Genomic DNA, 17,716 nt, shown 5'->3' on the forward strand with positions numbered 1-17,716 from the left:
CTATGTTTCCTCCATGCTGACCAAGTGGGGCTCGACGCGGCGACGCACCGTGGTGGCCGCTCTCCTGGGGGCGGGCGCGCTGCTCGCCACGACCGGACCGGCGGCCGTGGCCGATCCCGGCGCCGTGAGCCGGGACGTCTACGTCTCGCCCGCCGGATCCGATCACGCGCCCGGCACCGCGGCGCGTCCCGTCCGGACCCTCGACCGGGCCCGCGACCTCGTGCGGCAGCGGACGCCGCACCTGACGCGGGACCTCACCGTCCACCTCGCGCCCGGCGTCTTCCGGCTCGCCGCGCCGCTGCGGCTGGACGCGCGGGACTCGGGCGGCAACGGCCACCGCGTCATCTGGCAGGGCAGCGGCGACACCGAGCTGAACGGCGGCGTGCGGGTCACCGGCTGGCGGCCGGTCGCGGGCCGGCCGGGGCTGTTCGCCGCGCCCGCGCCCGCCGGCCTGGACAACACCCGGCAGCTCTACGTCGACGGCGTCCGCGAGCAACGCGCCCGCGGTCCGCTGCCGGTGACCGTCAAGGCCACCGCCACCGGCTACACCGCGAGCGCGGACACCCTTGCCCACTGGCGCAACCCGAAGGACGTCGAGTTCGTCTACACCGCCGGCGAAGCGCTGTGGAACATCCAGCGCGACGGCCTCGGCCAGTGGACCGAGCCGCGCTGCCCGCTCGCCGCGGCCGAGGGCACGACGATCACGATGGCCCAGCCGTGCTGGGACAACTCGACGAAACGCGTGCTGTTCCCGGAAATCCCCGGCCGCAGCGTGAACATGGTCGGCCCGGCCGACCTGACGAACGGGCGGCACCCGACCTACGCCGAGAACGCCTTCGAGCTGCTCGACACCCCCGGCGAGTGGTACCTCGACCGGTCCGCGCACGCCGTCTACTACCTGCCGAGGCCCGGCCAGGACCTGCGCCGCGCGGACGTCGAGGTGCCGGTGCTGGAGAAGCTGCTCGACGCGAAGGGCACGGCCGCCGCGCCGATCCACGACGTCGCCTTCCGCGGGCTGCGCTACTCGTACGCGACGTGGCTGACGCCGTCGTCGCCGGAAGGGTTCTCGGAAATCCAGGCCGGCTACACGATCACCGGCGCCGGCGGCTGGGCCGTCCAGGGCCTGTGCCAGTTCGTCCCCGGCGGCACCTGCCCCTACGCCTCGTGGACGCGCGAGCCCGCGAACGTCGCCGTTTCGCACGGACAGCGCATCGAATTCGCCGACAGCGTGTTCGCCCACCTCGGTGGCGCCGGGCTGGACCTGCTCGACGGCACCAAGGAATCCCAGGTGCGCGGCGGCGTCTTCACCGACATCTCGGGCAACGGCGTGCAGATCGGCGGGGTCGGCAAACCGCTCACGGACACCGATGCGGACGTCGTGCGGGACGTCCAGGTCACCGACAACCACCTTTACGGCCTGCCGCGCGAATTCCACGGCGGCGTGCCGGTCGTCAACGGCTACACCGTGCGGAACACCATCGCCCACAACCAGATCGACCACGTCGGCTACTCGGCGATCTCGGTGGGCTGGGGCGGCTGGCCGGACAAGATCAAGCGCCCGGCGACGCCGAACCTCTCGCACGACAACGTCGTTTCGGACAACCTGATCTTCGACTACATGCTGATGCTCGACGACGGGGGCGGCGTCTACACGCAGGGCATCACCGGCAGTTCCCTGGACGACGGCGAAAAGGTCACCGGCAACGTGATCCACGGCCAGTGGGGCCTCGGCAAGGGCGTCTACACCGACAACGGCAACACGTACGAGACGATCCGCGGCAACGTCCTCTACGACATGGCGTACGCCAACGTCGGCACGGTGCACGTCGACTACCGCGACGACCTCGGCAACAACGACCCGACGCTGATCGAGGGCAACTACTGGGAACAGGGTGACCGCGACAAGACCGACAAGGGCGCGATCACCCGCGGCAACCAGCTCCTGGCCCGCCCGGCCGACGCACCGCCCGCGATCGTCGCGAACGCGGGCCTCGAACCGGCGTACCGCAAGCTGCTCACCCGCCAGGTCGGCGGCCGCGCCCCGGCGGAGGCACCGTCGCGGGTCGGCACGTTCGCGGTCTCGGGCAGGCTGTACGCGACCTGGAACCCGACGTTCGCCTTCAACAACGCCCCGGTGAGGGAGTATGTGGTGACGGCGACGGGCGGCGGCCGCACCTACCAGGCAGCGATTTCGGCGGCCGACTTTGCGAAGCGCGCGTACGCGGAAGTGCCCGGTTTGACGGACGGGACGGCGTACACGGTGACGGTCGCGGCGCGCAACGCGTCCGGCACGAGCGAGCCCTCCCTGCCGGCCGCCCCGGTGACGCCCGGCCCGAAGCCGGGCGTGCTGCCGGGAGCCCCGACGAACGCCCGCGCCCTGCCGAGCTCGACGGCGGCCTCGATCCGCTGGAACCCCCCGGCCGCGGCGGGCGACACCCCGGTGCTCGGCTACGTGATCACGGTGTCCGACGGCCGCACGATCGCGGTGGAAGGCCGCGACACGCTGGTCACCCAGCCGACGGTCAAGGGCATGACCCGCGTGGTGGACGGCCTCGAACCGGCAACGGCATACACGTTCACGGTGGCGGCGATCACGGCAACGGGCACCGGCCCGGCGGCAACCTTCACGGCCACGACGCAGTAGGGAACCGCAACGGGTGAGGCGGCGGCCCGCGCGCGAGCACACGGCGAGGTGCCTCGGCTGGGGGAGCGCCCGGCGGCGAGCACGGCGATACCGTAACGGGCCGCGCCGGCTCGTCGACTCACATCCGGGTGGGTCCCGCGAACGCCACGGCGTCAGCGGGACCGGAATCGGCCGGCCGGAGGTGGGGGTTTTGGCGGACGGCAGGGGAATCGAGCAGCGGCTGACCGAGGCCGCCGTGATCGGCACCTTCGTCGATCTGCGGACCGGTGATCCCGCGGCCGATGATCCGGCGGGTGGCGCCCGGTGGCCGGCCGCCCGGACCGTGCGCGCCGACCTGATCGCCCGGCTGGTCACCGGCAGCCAACCCCCGCCGCGGGCCGTGCGGCTCGGTGGGGTGCGGGTTACCGGGCGGCTCGATCTCGAATCCGCCGTCCTCCGCTGCCCTCTCGTGCTGGACGGCTGCTACTTCGACGACCCCGTCACGCTGCAGCAGGCGCAGGCCGTCACCGTCCGGCTGCCGGGCTGCCACCTGCCCGGGATCGCCGCCGATGAGCTGCACGTGCGCGGGGCCCTCGTGCTGGAAGGGCTCGTCGCGTCGGAGAGCGGGGTCAGCCTGTCCGGTGCGCGCGTCGACGGGTACCTCGACTTCGACGGTGCCACCCTGACCAACCCGGACGGGCTCGCGCTCTACGCCGACAGTCTCCGAGTCGACCAGAGCGTCTACTGCCGCAACGGCTTCACCGCCGCGGGCGAGGTGCGCCTGTTCGGCGCCCGCGTCGGGGGCAACCTCGAACTCGACGGCGCCGCGCTCGCCAACCCCGACGGGCCCGCGCTCAACGCCGACAGCCTCACCGTCGACCAGAGCATGTACTGCCGCGACGGCTTCTCCGCCGACGGCGAGGTCAACCTGCTCGGCGCGCAGATCGGCGGCAGCCTCGAATTCGACGGCGCCACGCTCGCCAACCCGGATGGGCCCGCGCTGAACGCCGACAGCCTCTCCGTCGGCCGGGCCATGTTCTGCCGCAACGGCTTCACCGCGACGGGCGAGGTGCGGCTGCTCGGTGCGCACGTCGGCGGCAACCTCGAGCTCGACGGCGCCGTCCTCAACGCCGCCGGCCGGTACGCCCTCAACGCCGACAGCCTGACCGCCGAGCAGAGCGTCTACTGCCGCAACGGCTTCACGGCCGACGGCGAGGTGAACCTGCTCGGTGCGAACGTCGCCGGCAGCGTCGACTTCGAAGGAGCCACCCTGCGCAACCCGGGTGGGTACGCGCTCTACGCCGACAGCCTCACCGTCGGCCGGGCCATGTTCTGCCGCAACGGGTTCACCGCCGTCGGGGAGGTGAACCTGCTCGGCGCGCACGTCGGCGCCAGCCTCGACTTCGAGAACGCCCGGCTGAGCAACCCGCTCGGGTACGCGCTCAACGGCGACAGCCTCACGGTCGACCACGCCATGTTCTGCCGGCACGGCTTCTCCGCCGAAGGCGAAGTCAACCTGCTCAGCGCCCACGTCGGCGGCAACCTCGACTTCGACCGCGCCACCCTGGCCAACCAACACGGGTACGCGCTCTACGCCGACAGCCTCACCGTCGGCCGGGCCATGTTCTGCCGCAACGAGTTCACCGCCGTCGGCGAAGTGAACCTGTTCGGTGCGCAGATCGCCGGCAGCCTCGACTTCACCGGCGCCGCCCTGGAAAACCCGGGCGGCCTGGCCCTCGGCCTCGAGAGCGCCCGCGCGGGTGCGCTGTTCCTCACGCCGCGCGCGCGTCCGGACGGCGTCGTCGACCTCACCAACACCCGGGTGACGAGCTTCCACGACGCCCTCGACGGCTGGCCGGCGCATCTGCGGCTGCGCGGCTTCAGCTACGAGGTGCTGGAAAACGACTCGGTCAGCGTCCGCACGCGCCTGAAGTGGCTGGCGCGCCACCAGGGCGGTTACGCACCGGGGCTCTACGACCAGCTCGCCGCGGCCTACCGGCGGGACGGCCACAGCCAGGCCGCGCGCCGGGTGGGGATCGCCAAGCAGTGGCGGCGGCGCCGGGCGCTCAACCCGCTCGGCAAGGCGTGGAACTGGCTGCTCTACTTGACCGTCGGCTACGGCTACCGCACCTGGCTGGCCGGGTTGTGGCTGGCCGGGCTGGTCGCCGTCGGGACCGCCGTGTTCGCCGGCGCCTACCCGGCGCAGCTGAAGGCCGCGTCCGCCACCGTCCCGGCGTTCCAGCCGGCGGCCTACACCCTGGACGTCATGCTGCCGATCGTCGACCTGGGCCAGAAGAAGAACTGGTTCCCGCAGGAGACCGCGCAGGTCTGGTCCTGGGTGCTGACCGGGGCGGGCTGGGTGCTGACCACCGCGGTCGTCGCCGGGCTGACCAACGCCCTCAAACGCGACTAGGGCGCGTCCGGGCGCGAAAGGAGTTCCCGGAGGGTGGCCAGCAGCTCCCGCCGGTCCGCCGCGCCGAGCTTGCCGCGGATGCGGGCCATGTGGTGTTCGACCGTCTTGCCCGAGATGAACAGCTTGCTGCCCGCCTGCTTGTACGTCAGCCCGTCCACGACCAGCCGGGCCACCTCCAGCTCGCGCTCGCTCAATGCCGCCAGGCCGGCCCCCGCCGCCGGTTCCGCCGTGCCCGGCTCGCGGCGGGCCGCGGTGCCCTGGAACTGGCGCGCGGCCTCCAGGAGCTGGACCATCGCCTTGCGGTCGGACGTGCGGATCGCCGCCTGGCCGGCCAGCCGGGCCGCGTCCCAGCGCAGGCCCAGGTCGTGCAGCTCGGCCGCGGCCGCGGAGATCGCGTCCGGGGCGAACGTGCCGCCCAGCACCGCCAGCCAGCCCTGGGCCGCCGTGGCCAGTGCGCGGGGGTGACGGCCGCAGTGGGCGTGCGTGGTCAACGTGGCCAGGTGCGCTTCGGCCGCGTCCGCGTCCTCCAACGTGATCGCCGCGTGCAGCTCGTGCCAGACCAGCGAGACCGTCCACAGTGGAGGCTCGCCGAGCCGGGCCAGCAGGCCGTGGGCGCGTTCGAACTGGCCGGAAAGCTTGGCGAACGCGCCCGTGCGGGCCGCGGCGATGGCCAGCTCGCCCAGTGGCAGCAGCGAAAACAGGTCCGTCTGCTGCCGCATCGACGCCTGGTACGCGCGGTTCCACGACCGCTGCAGGCCGACGAGGTCGCTGGCCCGGCGGGCCAGGCCGAGCTCCAGCGTCGCGAAGAACAGCTCGTCGCGGGCTTCCAGCGTCCGGCCCGCGACGGCGTCCCGGTGTTCCGCGGCCGTCGCCAGGTCGCCGGCCGTCATCGCGACCCAGCCCAGCAGCAGCCGGTGCCGCACGGCCAGCAGGTCGCCGCCGATCCGGCCGGCGAGGGCCCGGCTGAGCACGGACTCCGCCAGCGCCAGCTCGCCGGTGTGCAACGCGGTGAGGGCGGCCAGCGCGGCCGGGCTGTCCGGCAGCAACGTGCCGCCCAGCGCGGGCTCCAGCATCGCGGCCGCGCCGAGCAGGGTGGACAACGTCTCCGTCGCGCAGCCGGACACCGAATCCACGATGCCGCGGGCCATCCGGGTCGCCGCGCCGGCGAACAGCGTCGGCGCGACGCCGGGCGTCGGGGAGTCGAGCAGGCGCCGGGCGCCGTCGAGGTCACCGGTACCGACCAAAGCCGTCGCCGCGAACGCGTCGGCGCCGCCGCGGCCCGCCCAGTGGTAGAGCTCGGCGCTGCGGGCCAGTTCGCCGCGGTGCGCCAGCACGGTCGCGGCGATTTCCGCGCCGGCCGCGCGGGTTTCCGCATCGGCCGCGCCGAGCATCCCGTCGCCGAGCCGGAGCGCGGTGTCGAGGTCGCCGGACAACGCGGCGGCCCGCGCCCAGCCCGCGGTGACGGCGGGGGAGCGGTCGCCCGCTTCGGCGGCGGCTTCGAAGAGCCGGGTCGCCAGCCGCGCGTCGGAAGGCAGCGCTTCCCCGGCCGCCGCGGCGAACGCGGCCGCCGCGGACGCGCCGGAGCTGCCCGTGCCGAGCAGGGACCGGGCCAGGTCGAGCACCGGGAGGTCGTTGGCCAGCTGCAGTTCGACCAGCCGCTGCACGGTGGTCAGCCGGCGGGCGGGCGGCCCGAAGTCGCGGACGGCGGCCGCGGCCAGCGGCAGCAGCGTGTCGTCCGGGGCGAGCAGGCCGGTCGCGCGGGCACCCTCGACGATGGCGGGCAGCTGGTCGGGATCGCGGTCGAGCAGCGCGCACAGCAGGTCGAGGTTGCGCCCGGCGCCGGCCTCGGCCGCGATCAGGTAGCGGAGCACGTCGTCGTCGAGCTCGTCGAGCTCGGGCCGGAACTCCTCCAGCCGCCCGAGCAACGCGCGCTCGGCCAGGCGGGGCACGCCGCCGCTGCGCGCGTGCAGCTCGGCCGCGGCGGCCGGGTCGGCAGGCGAACCGGTGACCGCGGACATCAGCAGGGCGACGTCTTCGACGCCGAGCGGGCCGAGCTGCAGCAGCGTCCAGCCGGGCGACACCGCGGCCGGCCGGTGCGCGACGACGATCGGCCCGTCCGCGCCGGCGAGCAGCTCCTCGAGCTGGTCGGCGCCGAGCCGGTCGGCGTCGTCGACCAGCACGGCGTCGACGCCGGCCTCGCGGTAGCGGCGGTCGAGCGCGGCGAGCAGCACGCTCTTGCCGTAGCCGCCGGGGGCGACGACGGCCAGCCGCAGCGGGTCGGCCGGCGCGGCGGCGACGCGGTCGAGCAGCTGCCGCGCCGCCGGGTGCACGGGAACGGTGTGCGGCGGGGGAACCTGCGTGAGCAGTGTGTTCAACAGTGACCTTCACCGGAGGGGGCGCAGTGGGCGGGGGAAGGAGCGGGACCGGCGGTGGCTTCGCGGGCGGTGACGGTGATCACCACCGCTGAGACGGCCGCGGTGAGCAGGAGGACCGCGGCGGCGAGGGGGCGCCGCCGCCGGAACAGGTTCAGCGGGCCGGTGCGCTCGGGCAGTTCGAACGGCGTGATGTCGACCGGCGGCCGGGGCGGCCGCTCGCCGAGCTCACCGAGCGTGTCCACCTGGGGGAGCAGGGTGGTCTCGACCGCCGGGGGTTCCTGGGGGGTCACCCGGCCCTCGGCGCGCCGGGCCGCGAGGGCGGCCGCGCCGAGGGCGGCGGTCGCCGGCGGAACCGGTCCCGCGAACATCGGGCACGGCGGCCGAGCCGGGAGCGCGTGCGGCGGGACGTCACCGCAGAACACCACCCCGGCGAGGCTCTTGGGGACCGCGGACGCCGAGCCGGCGAGCGCGAACAGCGTGCTGAGCGCGGCCGCGGGGGCGACCCCCTCGGCGCTCGCGCCGGCCTGCCAGCCGCTCGCGCCGGTCGCCGTCGCCAGGGTGACGTCGACGCCGTCGGCGCCGAACTCGCACACCCCGGCGACCTGCGCGCCGGGGCCGGGGACCGGCAGGTGCGCGCCGAGCGCGGCGATCGAGCCGGGAACCAGCGTGACGGCAGTGAACCCGGCGTCGGCCAGGGCCCGGCGCAGCACGTCACGGCGGTAGCCGCCCCAGTCGCCGGGGTGGGTCAGCACCACGTGGTGCGGGGGCCCGCCGAACAGGTTCGCGGCGTGCTCGGCGATCCCTTCGACGAGCACGGTGGTCAGCGTTTCGGGCGGGAACGGCTCGCCTTCGACGAGCATCGGCACGTCGTCGCCGATCCGCCGGTGGAAGCCGGTGAGCAGCCGGGACGGCACCCGGGCGCCGGCCTGCGCGGCCGCGTCCCCGGTGAGCAGGTAGCCCTCGTCGTCGACGAACAGCGCGGACGCCGCGGCCGGGGAGCGGTCGCCCAGCCAGAGGGGTTCGGGGTCGCCCCAGCCGGGGCCTTGGCGGCGGCAGGTGGCGGCGTGGGTCCGGCCCTGTGCCACATCGATCCCGAGGACGTAGGGCACCGGCGCTTCCTCCTCACGTCGTGGGCCGATCGGGGGCGGGGAATCCCCCTAGGGTTCGGGGCATCCTCACCCAAACGGGTTAGTCAGGCAAGGGTCTGGAGGGATTTAACCCAACTGAGCGCGTCTCGGATGAGCCCCTAACTCCCTAACGATGACATATCGATCCCCTATCGGCTGACCGGACTGCAACTCGGAGTGATCCCCGATGTGCGTTGGGGGACGGTCTCCCTACCTTGATGACGGAGCACCGGTCCTTGCGGCCGACGCCGTCCCCCGAACCACCGGATCTGGAGAAACCCCATGGACTCCGTGCAGACGTTGCACGACTTCGCCCTCAACCTGCTCAACGACCCGACCGCGCTGGCGGCCTTCGGGACGGACCCGCAGGGTGTGCTCGCTGCCGCCGGTCTCGGCGACGTCAGCGCCGCCGACGTGCACGAGGTCATCCCGCTGGTGCTCGACTACGTGCCGGTCGACAGCCTCCCGGCCGTCGGCGGCCTGCCCGTCGTCGGCGACCTGTCCGCGGTCGGCACCGACGCGACCGGCATCCAGGGCGCGATCGACCAGCTCACCGCCCTCACCGCGGGCCTCGGCCTGCCGGCCACCTCGGACCTGCCGGTCGTGGGCGACCTCGGCGGCGAGCTGCCGGGCGTCGGCGGCCTCGGCCTCCCGGCCGTCGGCGACCTCGGGCACACCGTCACCACCGTGACCGACGTCACCAACACCGCCGCCGGCGTGACCGCGCTGGCCGGCGACGTCACCGGGTCCCTCGGCCTGGGCAACGACCTGGCGCAGAGCATCGACGCGGGTGCCCTCGGCAACCTGGGCAGCGCCGTCACCGGCGCGGTCGAGAGCGGCAACGTGGTCGGCCAGGCCGACCAGGTCGTCACGGGTGTCACGGGCCACGTCGCGGCCCCGGTGCACGCCGGCGACCTGACCGGTGCCGTCACCGGCGCCGTGACCGGCGCGACTGACGTCACCAACCACGTCGGCGACTTCACCGGCACGCTGAAGAACGTCGGCGACCTGGACCTCAAGCACGTCGGTGGCGAGCTGACGAACACCGTCCAGCACAGCATCGGCGACATCACCCACAACACCGTCACCACGGTGACCGGCGCGGCCGGTGTCGACCACAACTCGGTCGGCGACATCGCCAGCAACAACGGTGTCGACGCGGTGCACGACGTGGTGTCGGGCGTCACCGACAACCTCAGCCACAACGCGCTGGGCAACATCCACGTCGGCGACCTCGGCCACAACGACATCCACCTCGGGCACTGATCCCCGAACCGGTCACCGGTGCCCGTCCCGCGGTCTGGGTGCAGCCGCGGGACGGGCACCCGGTGTGCGTACGGGGAGTGAACCGGGGACACTCGACCATCGTGACCGCACCGGCTTGGCTCGAAGTGCTCAACGAGACGCTGGACGCGTGCCGTGCGCACGGCCGCGCCGATCTCGCCGAGCGCCTGCGCAGACGCCGGGACGCCCCGGCCGGGCAGTCCCGGCTCGGCGTGCTCGGCTTCCCCAAACAGGGCAAGGGTTATCTGCTCAACGCCGTGCTGAACGCGCCGGTGTGCGCGGTCGGCGACGCCGCGACCCCGGCCGTACCCACGGAAATCGCCTACGCCGCCGAACCCGCCGCGACGCTGGTCGGCCGGTCCCGCGAACGGATCCCGGTCGCGGTCGAACGGCTCACCGGCGAGCTCGGTGCCCGGCCCGCCGGCACCCTCAGCCGCGTCGAGGTCGGCGTGCCGCGCGAACTGCTGTCGGCCGGCCTGGTGCTGGTCGACACCCCGCCGGTCGGTGACCCGCGGTCACCGCGCACCGCCGCGGCGCTGGATGTGCTCGCCGAAGCGGACGCGGTGATCCTCGTCTCCGACGCGACCGCGCCGCTGAGCGCCGCCGAACTCGCGCTCGCGCGCCACGTGCGCACCTGGTGCCCGCACGTCGTGCTCGCGCTCACCAAGATCGACGCCTGCCCGGGGTGGCGCGCGGTCGCCGAACGCGACCGCGCCATGCTCGGCGAGGCCGGGATCGACGCGCCCGTCCTGCCGGTTTCGGCCGTCGTACGCCAAGCCGCCGCGAAGGCGGGTGACGCGGATCTCAACGCCCGCTCGGGTTTCCCGGAGCTGCTGGGCTGGATCGCCGAGCAGGCCGCGCGCCCGACCGAGCAGTCCCGCGCGCTGCTCGCCGCGGTCGGCGTGCGCGCCGCCGCCGCCGAACTCGTGGAATCCCTGCGCGACCGGGCCGACACCGCCGGCCAGGACGCCGGGCTCGGCCAGGCCGCGCTGCTGCAGCGGGCCCAGCGCCGCGCCGACGACCTGCGGCGGCAGAACACCCGGTGGCAGAACCTGCTCTCGGACGAGATCACCGACCTGCTCTCCGACGCCGAGTACGACCTGCGCGAGCGGACCCGCAAGATCGTCAACACCATCGACCGGACCTTCGACGAGGGCGACCCGGCGAAGGTGTGGGACGAATTCGCGCCGTGGCTGGACAACGCGCTGGCCGAGGCCGTCGACACGAACTACACGTGGCTGGCCGACCGGGCGGAGTGGATCGCCCAGGCGGTCGCGGCCTGCTTCGGCGCCCAGTACGACCTCGCGCTGCCCGATCTGCGGCTCGACGGGTCCGGGGTGGACAGCCTCGACGACGTCCGGCGGCCGAAGATCGAGAAGTTCAAGGTGGGGCAGCAGGCGTTCACCGGCCTGCGCGGGTCCTACGGCGGCGTGCTGATGTTCGGCCTGGTCACCAGCCTCGCCGGGCTGCCGCTGATCAACCCGGTTTCGCTCGGCGCCGGTGCCGCGTTCGCCGCGAAGACGATCAAGGACGAGGGCGGGATGCGCCTGCAGCGGCGCCAGGCCGTCGCCAAGCAGGCGGCGCAACGGCACGTCGACGACGTGTTCCTGCGGTTCAGCAAGGAATGCCGCGACTCGATCCGCGTCGTCCAGCGGCGGCTGCGCGACCACTTCACCGGGCTGGCCGAGGAACTCGCCGACGAGCTGACGCGCGAGCGCGAGACGATCCTGGCCGGCACCGCCGAGCGGGAGCGGCGGACCGTCCACATCCGCCGCGAGATCGACCGGCTCGCCGCGCTGCACCAGCGCGCGGGCGAGCTCGGCACGCTCGCCGGACGGCAGCAGCGACGGGAACTTTCGGCGTGACCCAGGACGTCCGCGACCTGCTGCACGCCGCGGCCGGGCTCTACCGGGACGACCCGCGGGCTTCGGCGCTGCTGAACGACTGCCTGAACCGGCTGGAGCAGCCGCTGCGTGTCGCCTTCACGGGGGCGCCGTCGTCGGGGAAGACGACGCTCGCCGCCGCACTCGGTGAATGGCCGACGCGGGCGCTGCGCGACCTCGTGCTGCTGGACGATCCCGGCCCGGCCGACGACGTCCCGGACGCGACGGTCCGGCTGGTCCGCCACCTCGAACCGGACGAGCTCGCGGCGGCGCACACGCCGGGCGGCTCGGCGTTCGCGCGGCAGAGCGCGGTCAACTCGGTGCTGGTGCTGTCGCGGGCCGACGAGGTCGGCGCGGGCCGGATCGACGCGTTGCTCACGGCGAAGCAGCTGGCGCGGCGCGCGTGGCGGGAAGACCCGCTGTGCACGGGGTTCCTGGGCGTGATCGCCGTCGCCGGGCAGCTCGCCTACGGCGGCCGGTCGTTGCGCGACGACGAGTTCGACCTGCTGGCGGCGTTCGCCGCGGTGCCGCGCGAGGAACTGGAACGGCACGTGCTGTCGGTGGATTCGTTCACCGACCCGGCGTTCCCCGGGCCGATCCCGGTCGAGACGCGGCGGTCGCTGGTGGTGCGGTTCGGCATGTTCGGCGTCCGGCTGGCCCTCACGCTGATCCGCACCGGCTGCGACGACCGTGTGAAGCTGTCCGCGGAACTGGTGCGCCGCAGCGGTTTGGGCGAGCTGCGGGACACCCTCGCCGGCTGTTTCGTGGCCCGGGCCGAGGCCCTGCGCGCGCGGACGGCGGTCATCCGCCTGGAGGCGCTGCTGGCGGCGCACCCGCGCCCGGGCGGCGACCGCCTGGTGTCCCGGGTGGAGCGGTTCGCGGCGGCGGCGCACGACTTCCGCGAGCTGCGCCTGATCGCCGACATCCGCGGCGGCCGCACGGCACTGTCGGGCGAGCCGGCGGAGGAGGCGGTCCGGTTGCTGGGCGCCCAGGGCACGGCCCCGGCCGACCGCCTGGACCTGGAGCCGGACGCGGACCCGAACGAGATCTACGAGGCGGGCTTGGACGCGCTGCGGCGCTGGCGCCACGAGGCGGAGCGCCCGGACCGCCCCCACGCGGAACGCGCGGCGGCGCACGTGGTGGTGCGCTCGGCCGAGGGCCTGCTGGCGCTGTTCGCCTAGAGGACGGCGGTGACCTCGACCTCGACGAGGTGCTCCGGGACGTCCAGCGCCGCGACGCCGATGAGCGTGGCGGGCGGCTTCGCCGTGGTGCCGACCTCGGCGCTGCCGCGGGCGATGCCGTCGAGCAGCGCCGGCATCTTGTCCGGGGTCCAGTCGACGACGTAGCAGGTCAGTTTCGCGACGTCGTCGAACGAGCCGCCGGCCGCGGCCAGTGCGGCGGCGACGTTGACGTAGCACTGCTCGACCTGCGCGGCGAGGTCCCCTCCGGTTTCCCAGGCCACCTGCCCGGCGACGAAGACGAGCTTCGTCCCTTCGGCGACGGCGACCTGGTGGTAGACGCCGACCTCGGGCAGCTCGGGAGCGTTCAGCAGGGTGACAGCCATCTTTCCTCCGTGCTCTCTTGTGGTTACCCAGAAACCGTAGGAGAGTGTTGGGCAATGCGGAAGAAGGCACTTTTCGGTGACGGGGGAACCAGATGGTGACCAAGCAGGACGCGGACCTCTCCCGCGCGGATTCCCTGGCGCGCGAGATCTTCTCGGACGTCGCCAACAAGTGGGCGTTCCTGATCATCGAGACCCTCGGCGAGCGCACGCTGCGGTTCAGCGAGCTGCGCAACGAAGTCGCGGGCATCAGCCACAAGATGCTGACGCAGAACCTGCGCATGCTGGAGCGCAACGGGCTGGTCGAACGCGAGGTGTACCCGACCGTGCCGCCGCGCGTCGAGTACACCCTCACCGAGCCCGGGCAGGGCCTGCGCGCGACGGTCGACAGCATGTGCGGCTGGACCCAGCGGTTCATCGAGGACATCGAAGCCGCCCGGCACCGCTTCGACGGCTGACCGCGTCACCAAAGCACCGACCGGCGGCCCGGTTTGCCACCGGTTGTCCGGTGTTGACGCCCGCAGGGCCGCGGCGCACCATAGACCGGTCTATGGTCCAGTGCCGGCCCGAAGGGGGCTCCCATGCCCGAAGACGTCCGCCCGCGGGTCCGGTTGTTCGGCGAGCTCCTGGCGCACTGGGCGCGGGAACGCCCCGCCGGCACCGCCCTCGTCTTCGGCGAGCGGACCTGGACCTGGACGGAGTTCGACGAGCGGGTCCGGCGGCTGTCCGGCGCACTGGCCGCCGCCGGGATCGCCCGCGGTGACCGGGTCGCGTTCGTCGACAAGAACCACCCCGCCTGCCTGGAGACGACCTTCGCCGCGGCCGGGCTCGGGGCCGCCAACGCCGTCGTCAACTGGCGGCTCTCCGGCGACGAACTCGCCTACGTGCTCGAGGACGCGGGCGCGAAGGTGATCTTCGTCGGCGACGAACTCCGCCCCGCGCTCGACGCGATCCGCGACCGGCTGCCCGCGCTGGAGCGCGTGGTGGTCGTCGGCGGGGACGCCGACGAGTACGAGTCCTTCCTGACCTCCGCCGCGCCGCACGACGGCACCGCCGTCGACACCGACGACGGCGTGCTGGTCATGTACACCAGCGGTACCACCGGGTTCCCGAAGGGTGCGGTGCTCACCCATCGCAGCATCCTCGCGCACGGCCTCGCGGCGGGCACGGCGTTCCCGATCGGCCCGGGCGACGTCAACCTGGTCGCGATGCCGCTGTTCCACGTCGGCGGCAGCTGTTACGCGGTTTCCGGGTTCCTCTACGGCGAACCGTCCTACCTGACCCGCGAGCCCGACGCCGGGTCGCTGTTCGCGGCGCTGCGGGCCGGAATCACGCACGCCTTCCTGGTGCCCGCCGTCGTGGCCGGGATCGCGCAGGCCGGCGAGGCCGCACTCCAGGCGTTCTCCCGGCTGAAGTACCTCTGCTACGGCGCTTCGCCGATGCCGCTCCCGTTGCTGCGCACCGTGCTCGCCGCCTGGCCGGACGTCATGTTCGCGCAGGTCTACGGCATGACCGAGCTGTCCGGTGCGGTCACCGCGCTCGACCCCGAGGCGCACCGGGACACCACCCGCCCCGAGCGGCTGGCCTCGGCGGGCACCGCACTGTCCGGAGTGGACATCCGGATCGTCGACCCGGTCACCGCGCAGGACGCCGGCACCGGCGAGGTGTGGGTGCGCACCGAACAACGGATGGCGGGCTACCTCGGCAAGCCCGAGGCGACCGCGGAGACCATTGTGGACGGCTGGGTCCGCACCGGCGACGTCGGGCGCCTCGACGACGGCGGGTTCCTGTTCCTCGAGGACCGCGTCAAGGACATGATCATCACCGGTGGCGAGAACGTCTACTCGCCCGAAGTGGAGCGGGTCGTGGCGGAATTCCCCGGCGTCGCCGAGGTGGCCGTGATCGGCGTGCCCGACGACCGGTGGGGCGAGCAGGTCAAGGCAGTCGTCGCCGGCGAGGGGCTCGACGCCGGCAAGATCGTCGAGTTCTGCCGCGAACGGCTGGCCCGCTACAAGTGCCCGCGCAGCGTCGACGTCGTGGACGCGTTGCCGCGCAACGCGACGGGCAAGATCCTCAAGCGCTCGTTGCGCGAACCCTACTGGCGGGACCGGGACCGGAACGTCTGATGGCGCCGGTCACCCGGCAGGCGTACTTCGGCGCCGCGCTGGACCTGCTGGCCGAGCACGGGTTCAGCGAGCTGACCGTCGGTGCGCTGTGCCGCGCCCTCGGCGTCACGAGCGGTTCGTTCTACCACCACTTCGGTGGCTGGCCGGGGTTCGTGGCGCAGCTGCTGGACCACTGGGAGAACCGCCAGGTACTGATCCTGAAGGAGCGGAACTTCGGCACCGGCGGCCCGTCGGCGGACTTCGCCGCGCTGATGGACCTCACCCTCGGCCTGCCCCACGAGGCCGAAGCGGCCATCCGGGCGTGGGCGCGCAACGACGAAACCGTACGGGCGGCCCAAAACCGCGTCGACGACGCCCGGGTGCGAACGGTCGGCAAGGCGGTCGAAGGCATCGTCGGCGACCGCGCGCTGGCCCGGACGTTGACGTCGCTCGGGATGGCGTTGCTGGTGGGGCACCAGCAGTTGGCGTCGGCGGGCCAGCACGGCGAGCTGACGGAACTGCTGCGGGAGTACACGCGGCTGGTGCACTCCCGCGCGGGCTAGGCGTTGCCGAGCACCCGGGTCACGGTGATCTCGATGACCACCCGCTGCGGGTTCGGCTTCGGCTGCCGGTAGCGGGCGGCGTACCGGTTTTCGGCGTCCCGCACCGATTCCGGGTCGTCGCGCAGCACCGCGCGTCCCTCCAAAGTAGACCAGCGCGGGCCGTCCAGCTGGCAGACCGCGACCGGGATCCCGGCCGCTCCCGCGGCGCGCACGAGCCGGGCCTTGACCGACGGCGCGAAGGTGATCACCCGGGCGAGGCCGGCCTCGAAGTCGACGGTGACGCCGACCGCGACGACGTGCGGGGTGCCGTCCGGCCGGACCGTGGTCAGCGTGGCCAGGTGGCGCTCGGTCCAGAACGCGCGGAAGTCCGGCCCGCGGCCGTCGAGGTCGATCGTCATGGGTCCACGCTAGCCCGTCCGGGTGCGCGGGGCGGTGTGGACCCACTCACGGTAATAGTAAGGAAAGTTTCTTAACAGTCTTGACCCGGTCTTGAACCTTCTGTCAGGCTTCGACCACCTTCGCCGCAGCCAACGATGTCTTTTACGGAGGAGTCATGAAGAGAGTCGTCCGGGCGGTGGTGGTTTCGGCCGCGCTCGCCGCGGGGCTGGTGAGCGTGCCGGGGACCGCGTCCGCGGCCGGCACGCCCTACGTGCCGGGAACGCTGCGGCCGTCGGTCTCGCAGGCCACGCAGGATGCCGCGCTGCAGAAGTACTACGACTTCTGGAAGAAGAACTTCCTGACGACCAAGTGCGGCAGCGGTACCTACGCCGTGCTGTCCAAGGACGCCGACCACTCCTTCGTCGCCGAGGGCGAGGGGTACGGCATGACGATTTCGGCGATGATGGCGGAGAAGGACCCGCAGGCGCGCTCGATCGTCGACGGGATCCTGAAGTTCGTCAAGGCGCACCCGTCGGTCAACAACAAGGACCTGCACGCGGCCGAGCAGGACGGGAACTGCAAGAGCGTCAACGGCAGCGACTCGGCCACCGACGGCGACCTCGAAATCGCCTACGGCCTGCTGATCGCGGACAAGAAGTGGGGCAGCGGCGGTTCGGTCGACTACAAGGCCGAAGCCGTCCGGATCATCAACGCGATCAAGAAGAGCGAGGTGAACGGCACCACGAAGTTCACCCTGCTCGGCGACTGGGGCAACGACGCGGAGTACAAGAACAGCTCGCGCTCCTCGGACTGGATGCCGGGCCACCTGCGCGCGTTCGCGACGGCGACCGGCGACAGCTTCTGGACGTCGGTCCGCACCCGCTCGGAGACGGCGGTGAGCCAGCTGCAGTCGTCGTACGCGCCGAACACGGGCCTGTTGCCGGACTTCGTGGTGAACTCGAACACGACACCCAAGCCGGCGCCGGCGGACTTCCTCGAGGGCCAGTACGACGGCAAGTACAGCTGGAACGCCTGCCGCGACCCGTGGCGCCTGGGCGCGGACGCGATCTCGTACTCCGGAAGTGCGGCGGTCGCCCAGGTCCGCAAGATGAACACGTGGATCAAGTCCGCCACGGGCAGCGACCCGTCGAAGATCCAGAGCGGCTACTCGCTGTCGGGCTCGAAGACGGAGAGCGGCCGGCACCCGTGCTTCACGGCCCCGTTCGCGGTGGCGGCGATGACGGACCCGGCCAGCCAGGCCTGGCTGGACAAACTGTGGACGGCGGTGTCGTCGTGGTCCCCGGACGCAACGGACTACTACGGGACGGGAATCACGATCCAGGTGTTGCTGATCCTGAGCGGCAACTACGTGGCGGCTTGAGGGTTCGTCCCGCACCCGGTTGT

The 17,716-nt window shown here is 73.0% G+C and carries 13 protein-coding genes; 9 read left to right on the forward strand and 4 right to left on the reverse strand.

Annotation, left to right across the window (positions count from 1 at the left end):
• Window positions 1–13 precede the first annotated feature (13 nt).
• Together C2L59_RS02125 and C2L59_RS02130 are read left to right on the forward strand one after the other, a co-directional pair.
• Window positions 14–2,644, forward strand: coding sequence for a fibronectin type III domain-containing protein (locus tag C2L59_RS02125; protein WP_103347805.1), 2,631 nt, complete (start codon window positions 14–16; stop codon window positions 2,642–2,644).
• A 190-nt stretch (window positions 2,645–2,834) separates the two neighbouring features.
• Window positions 2,835–5,036: a hypothetical protein gene (locus C2L59_RS02130; RefSeq protein WP_103347806.1), complete on the forward strand. Its 2,202-nt coding sequence runs from the start codon at window positions 2,835–2,837 to the stop codon at window positions 5,034–5,036.
• Here C2L59_RS02130 and C2L59_RS02135 read toward each other — a convergent pair.
• Both C2L59_RS02135 and C2L59_RS02140 read right to left on the reverse strand, forming a co-directional pair.
• Complete coding sequence (locus C2L59_RS02135) at window positions 5,033–7,411, reverse strand: helix-turn-helix transcriptional regulator (RefSeq protein ID WP_103347807.1); 2,379 nt, start codon at window positions 7,409–7,411, stop codon at window positions 5,033–5,035. The genes C2L59_RS02130 and C2L59_RS02135 overlap by 4 nt on opposite strands.
• Entirely contained in the window at window positions 7,408–8,520 is a 1,113-nt protein-coding gene (locus C2L59_RS02140; protein WP_103347808.1) for a molecular chaperone DnaK, read from the reverse strand. Before C2L59_RS02140 ends, C2L59_RS02135 begins: the two co-directional genes overlap by 4 nt.
• Before the next feature lie 300 nt (window positions 8,521–8,820).
• On the opposite strand from C2L59_RS02140, the gene C2L59_RS02145 reads away from it, so the two are divergent.
• The 3 genes from C2L59_RS02145 to C2L59_RS02155 all read left to right on the forward strand — a co-directional run bounded on the left by C2L59_RS02145 (window position 8,821) and on the right by C2L59_RS02155 (window position 12,886).
• Entirely contained in the window at window positions 8,821–9,804 is a 984-nt protein-coding gene (locus C2L59_RS02145; protein ID WP_103347809.1) for an IniB N-terminal domain-containing protein, read from the forward strand.
• A 101-nt stretch (window positions 9,805–9,905) separates the two neighbouring features.
• Complete coding sequence (locus tag C2L59_RS02150) at window positions 9,906–11,687, forward strand: isoniazid inducible protein IniA (protein WP_199198867.1); 1,782 nt, start codon at window positions 9,906–9,908, stop codon at window positions 11,685–11,687.
• Complete coding sequence (locus tag C2L59_RS02155; protein WP_103347811.1) at window positions 11,684–12,886, forward strand: GTPase; 1,203 nt, start codon at window positions 11,684–11,686, stop codon at window positions 12,884–12,886. The genes C2L59_RS02150 and C2L59_RS02155 overlap by 4 nt, the downstream gene beginning before the upstream one ends.
• Here C2L59_RS02155 and C2L59_RS02160 read toward each other — a convergent pair.
• Complete coding sequence (locus tag C2L59_RS02160) at window positions 12,883–13,269, reverse strand: RidA family protein (RefSeq protein WP_103347812.1); 387 nt, start codon at window positions 13,267–13,269, stop codon at window positions 12,883–12,885. The genes C2L59_RS02155 and C2L59_RS02160 overlap by 4 nt on opposite strands.
• 92 nt (window positions 13,270–13,361) lie before the next feature.
• Here C2L59_RS02160 and C2L59_RS02165 point away from each other — a divergent pair, with 92 nt between their 5' ends.
• From C2L59_RS02165 to C2L59_RS02175, 3 genes are all read left to right on the forward strand, one after another.
• Window positions 13,362–13,724, forward strand: a complete 363-nt coding sequence (locus tag C2L59_RS02165; protein ID WP_103347813.1) for a helix-turn-helix domain-containing protein — start codon at window positions 13,362–13,364, stop codon at window positions 13,722–13,724.
• 123 nt (window positions 13,725–13,847) lie between these two features.
• Window positions 13,848–15,392: a long-chain fatty acid--CoA ligase gene (locus C2L59_RS02170; RefSeq protein ID WP_103347814.1), complete on the forward strand. Its 1,545-nt coding sequence runs from the start codon at window positions 13,848–13,850 to the stop codon at window positions 15,390–15,392.
• On the forward strand, window positions 15,392–15,934 hold the full coding sequence (locus tag C2L59_RS02175) for a TetR/AcrR family transcriptional regulator (RefSeq protein ID WP_103347815.1): 543 nt from the start codon (window positions 15,392–15,394) through the stop codon (window positions 15,932–15,934). Before C2L59_RS02170 ends, C2L59_RS02175 begins: the two co-directional genes overlap by 1 nt.
• On the opposite strand, the gene C2L59_RS02180 is transcribed toward C2L59_RS02175, so the two are convergent.
• Window positions 15,931–16,332 (reverse strand): PPOX class F420-dependent oxidoreductase, encoded by a 402-nt coding sequence (locus tag C2L59_RS02180; RefSeq protein WP_103347816.1) that lies wholly within the window; start codon window positions 16,330–16,332, stop codon window positions 15,931–15,933. The genes C2L59_RS02175 and C2L59_RS02180 overlap by 4 nt on opposite strands.
• Before the next feature lie 155 nt (window positions 16,333–16,487).
• Between C2L59_RS02180 and C2L59_RS02185 the strand changes: the two genes are divergently transcribed.
• On the forward strand, window positions 16,488–17,693 hold the full coding sequence (locus C2L59_RS02185; RefSeq protein WP_103347817.1) for a glycosyl hydrolase family 8: 1,206 nt from the start codon (window positions 16,488–16,490) through the stop codon (window positions 17,691–17,693).
• The last annotated feature ends 23 nt before the right edge of the window (window positions 17,694–17,716 follow it).

It is taken from the genome of Amycolatopsis sp. CA-128772, assembly GCF_002904295.1.
Lineage (GTDB): Bacteria > Actinomycetota > Actinomycetes > Mycobacteriales > Pseudonocardiaceae > Amycolatopsis.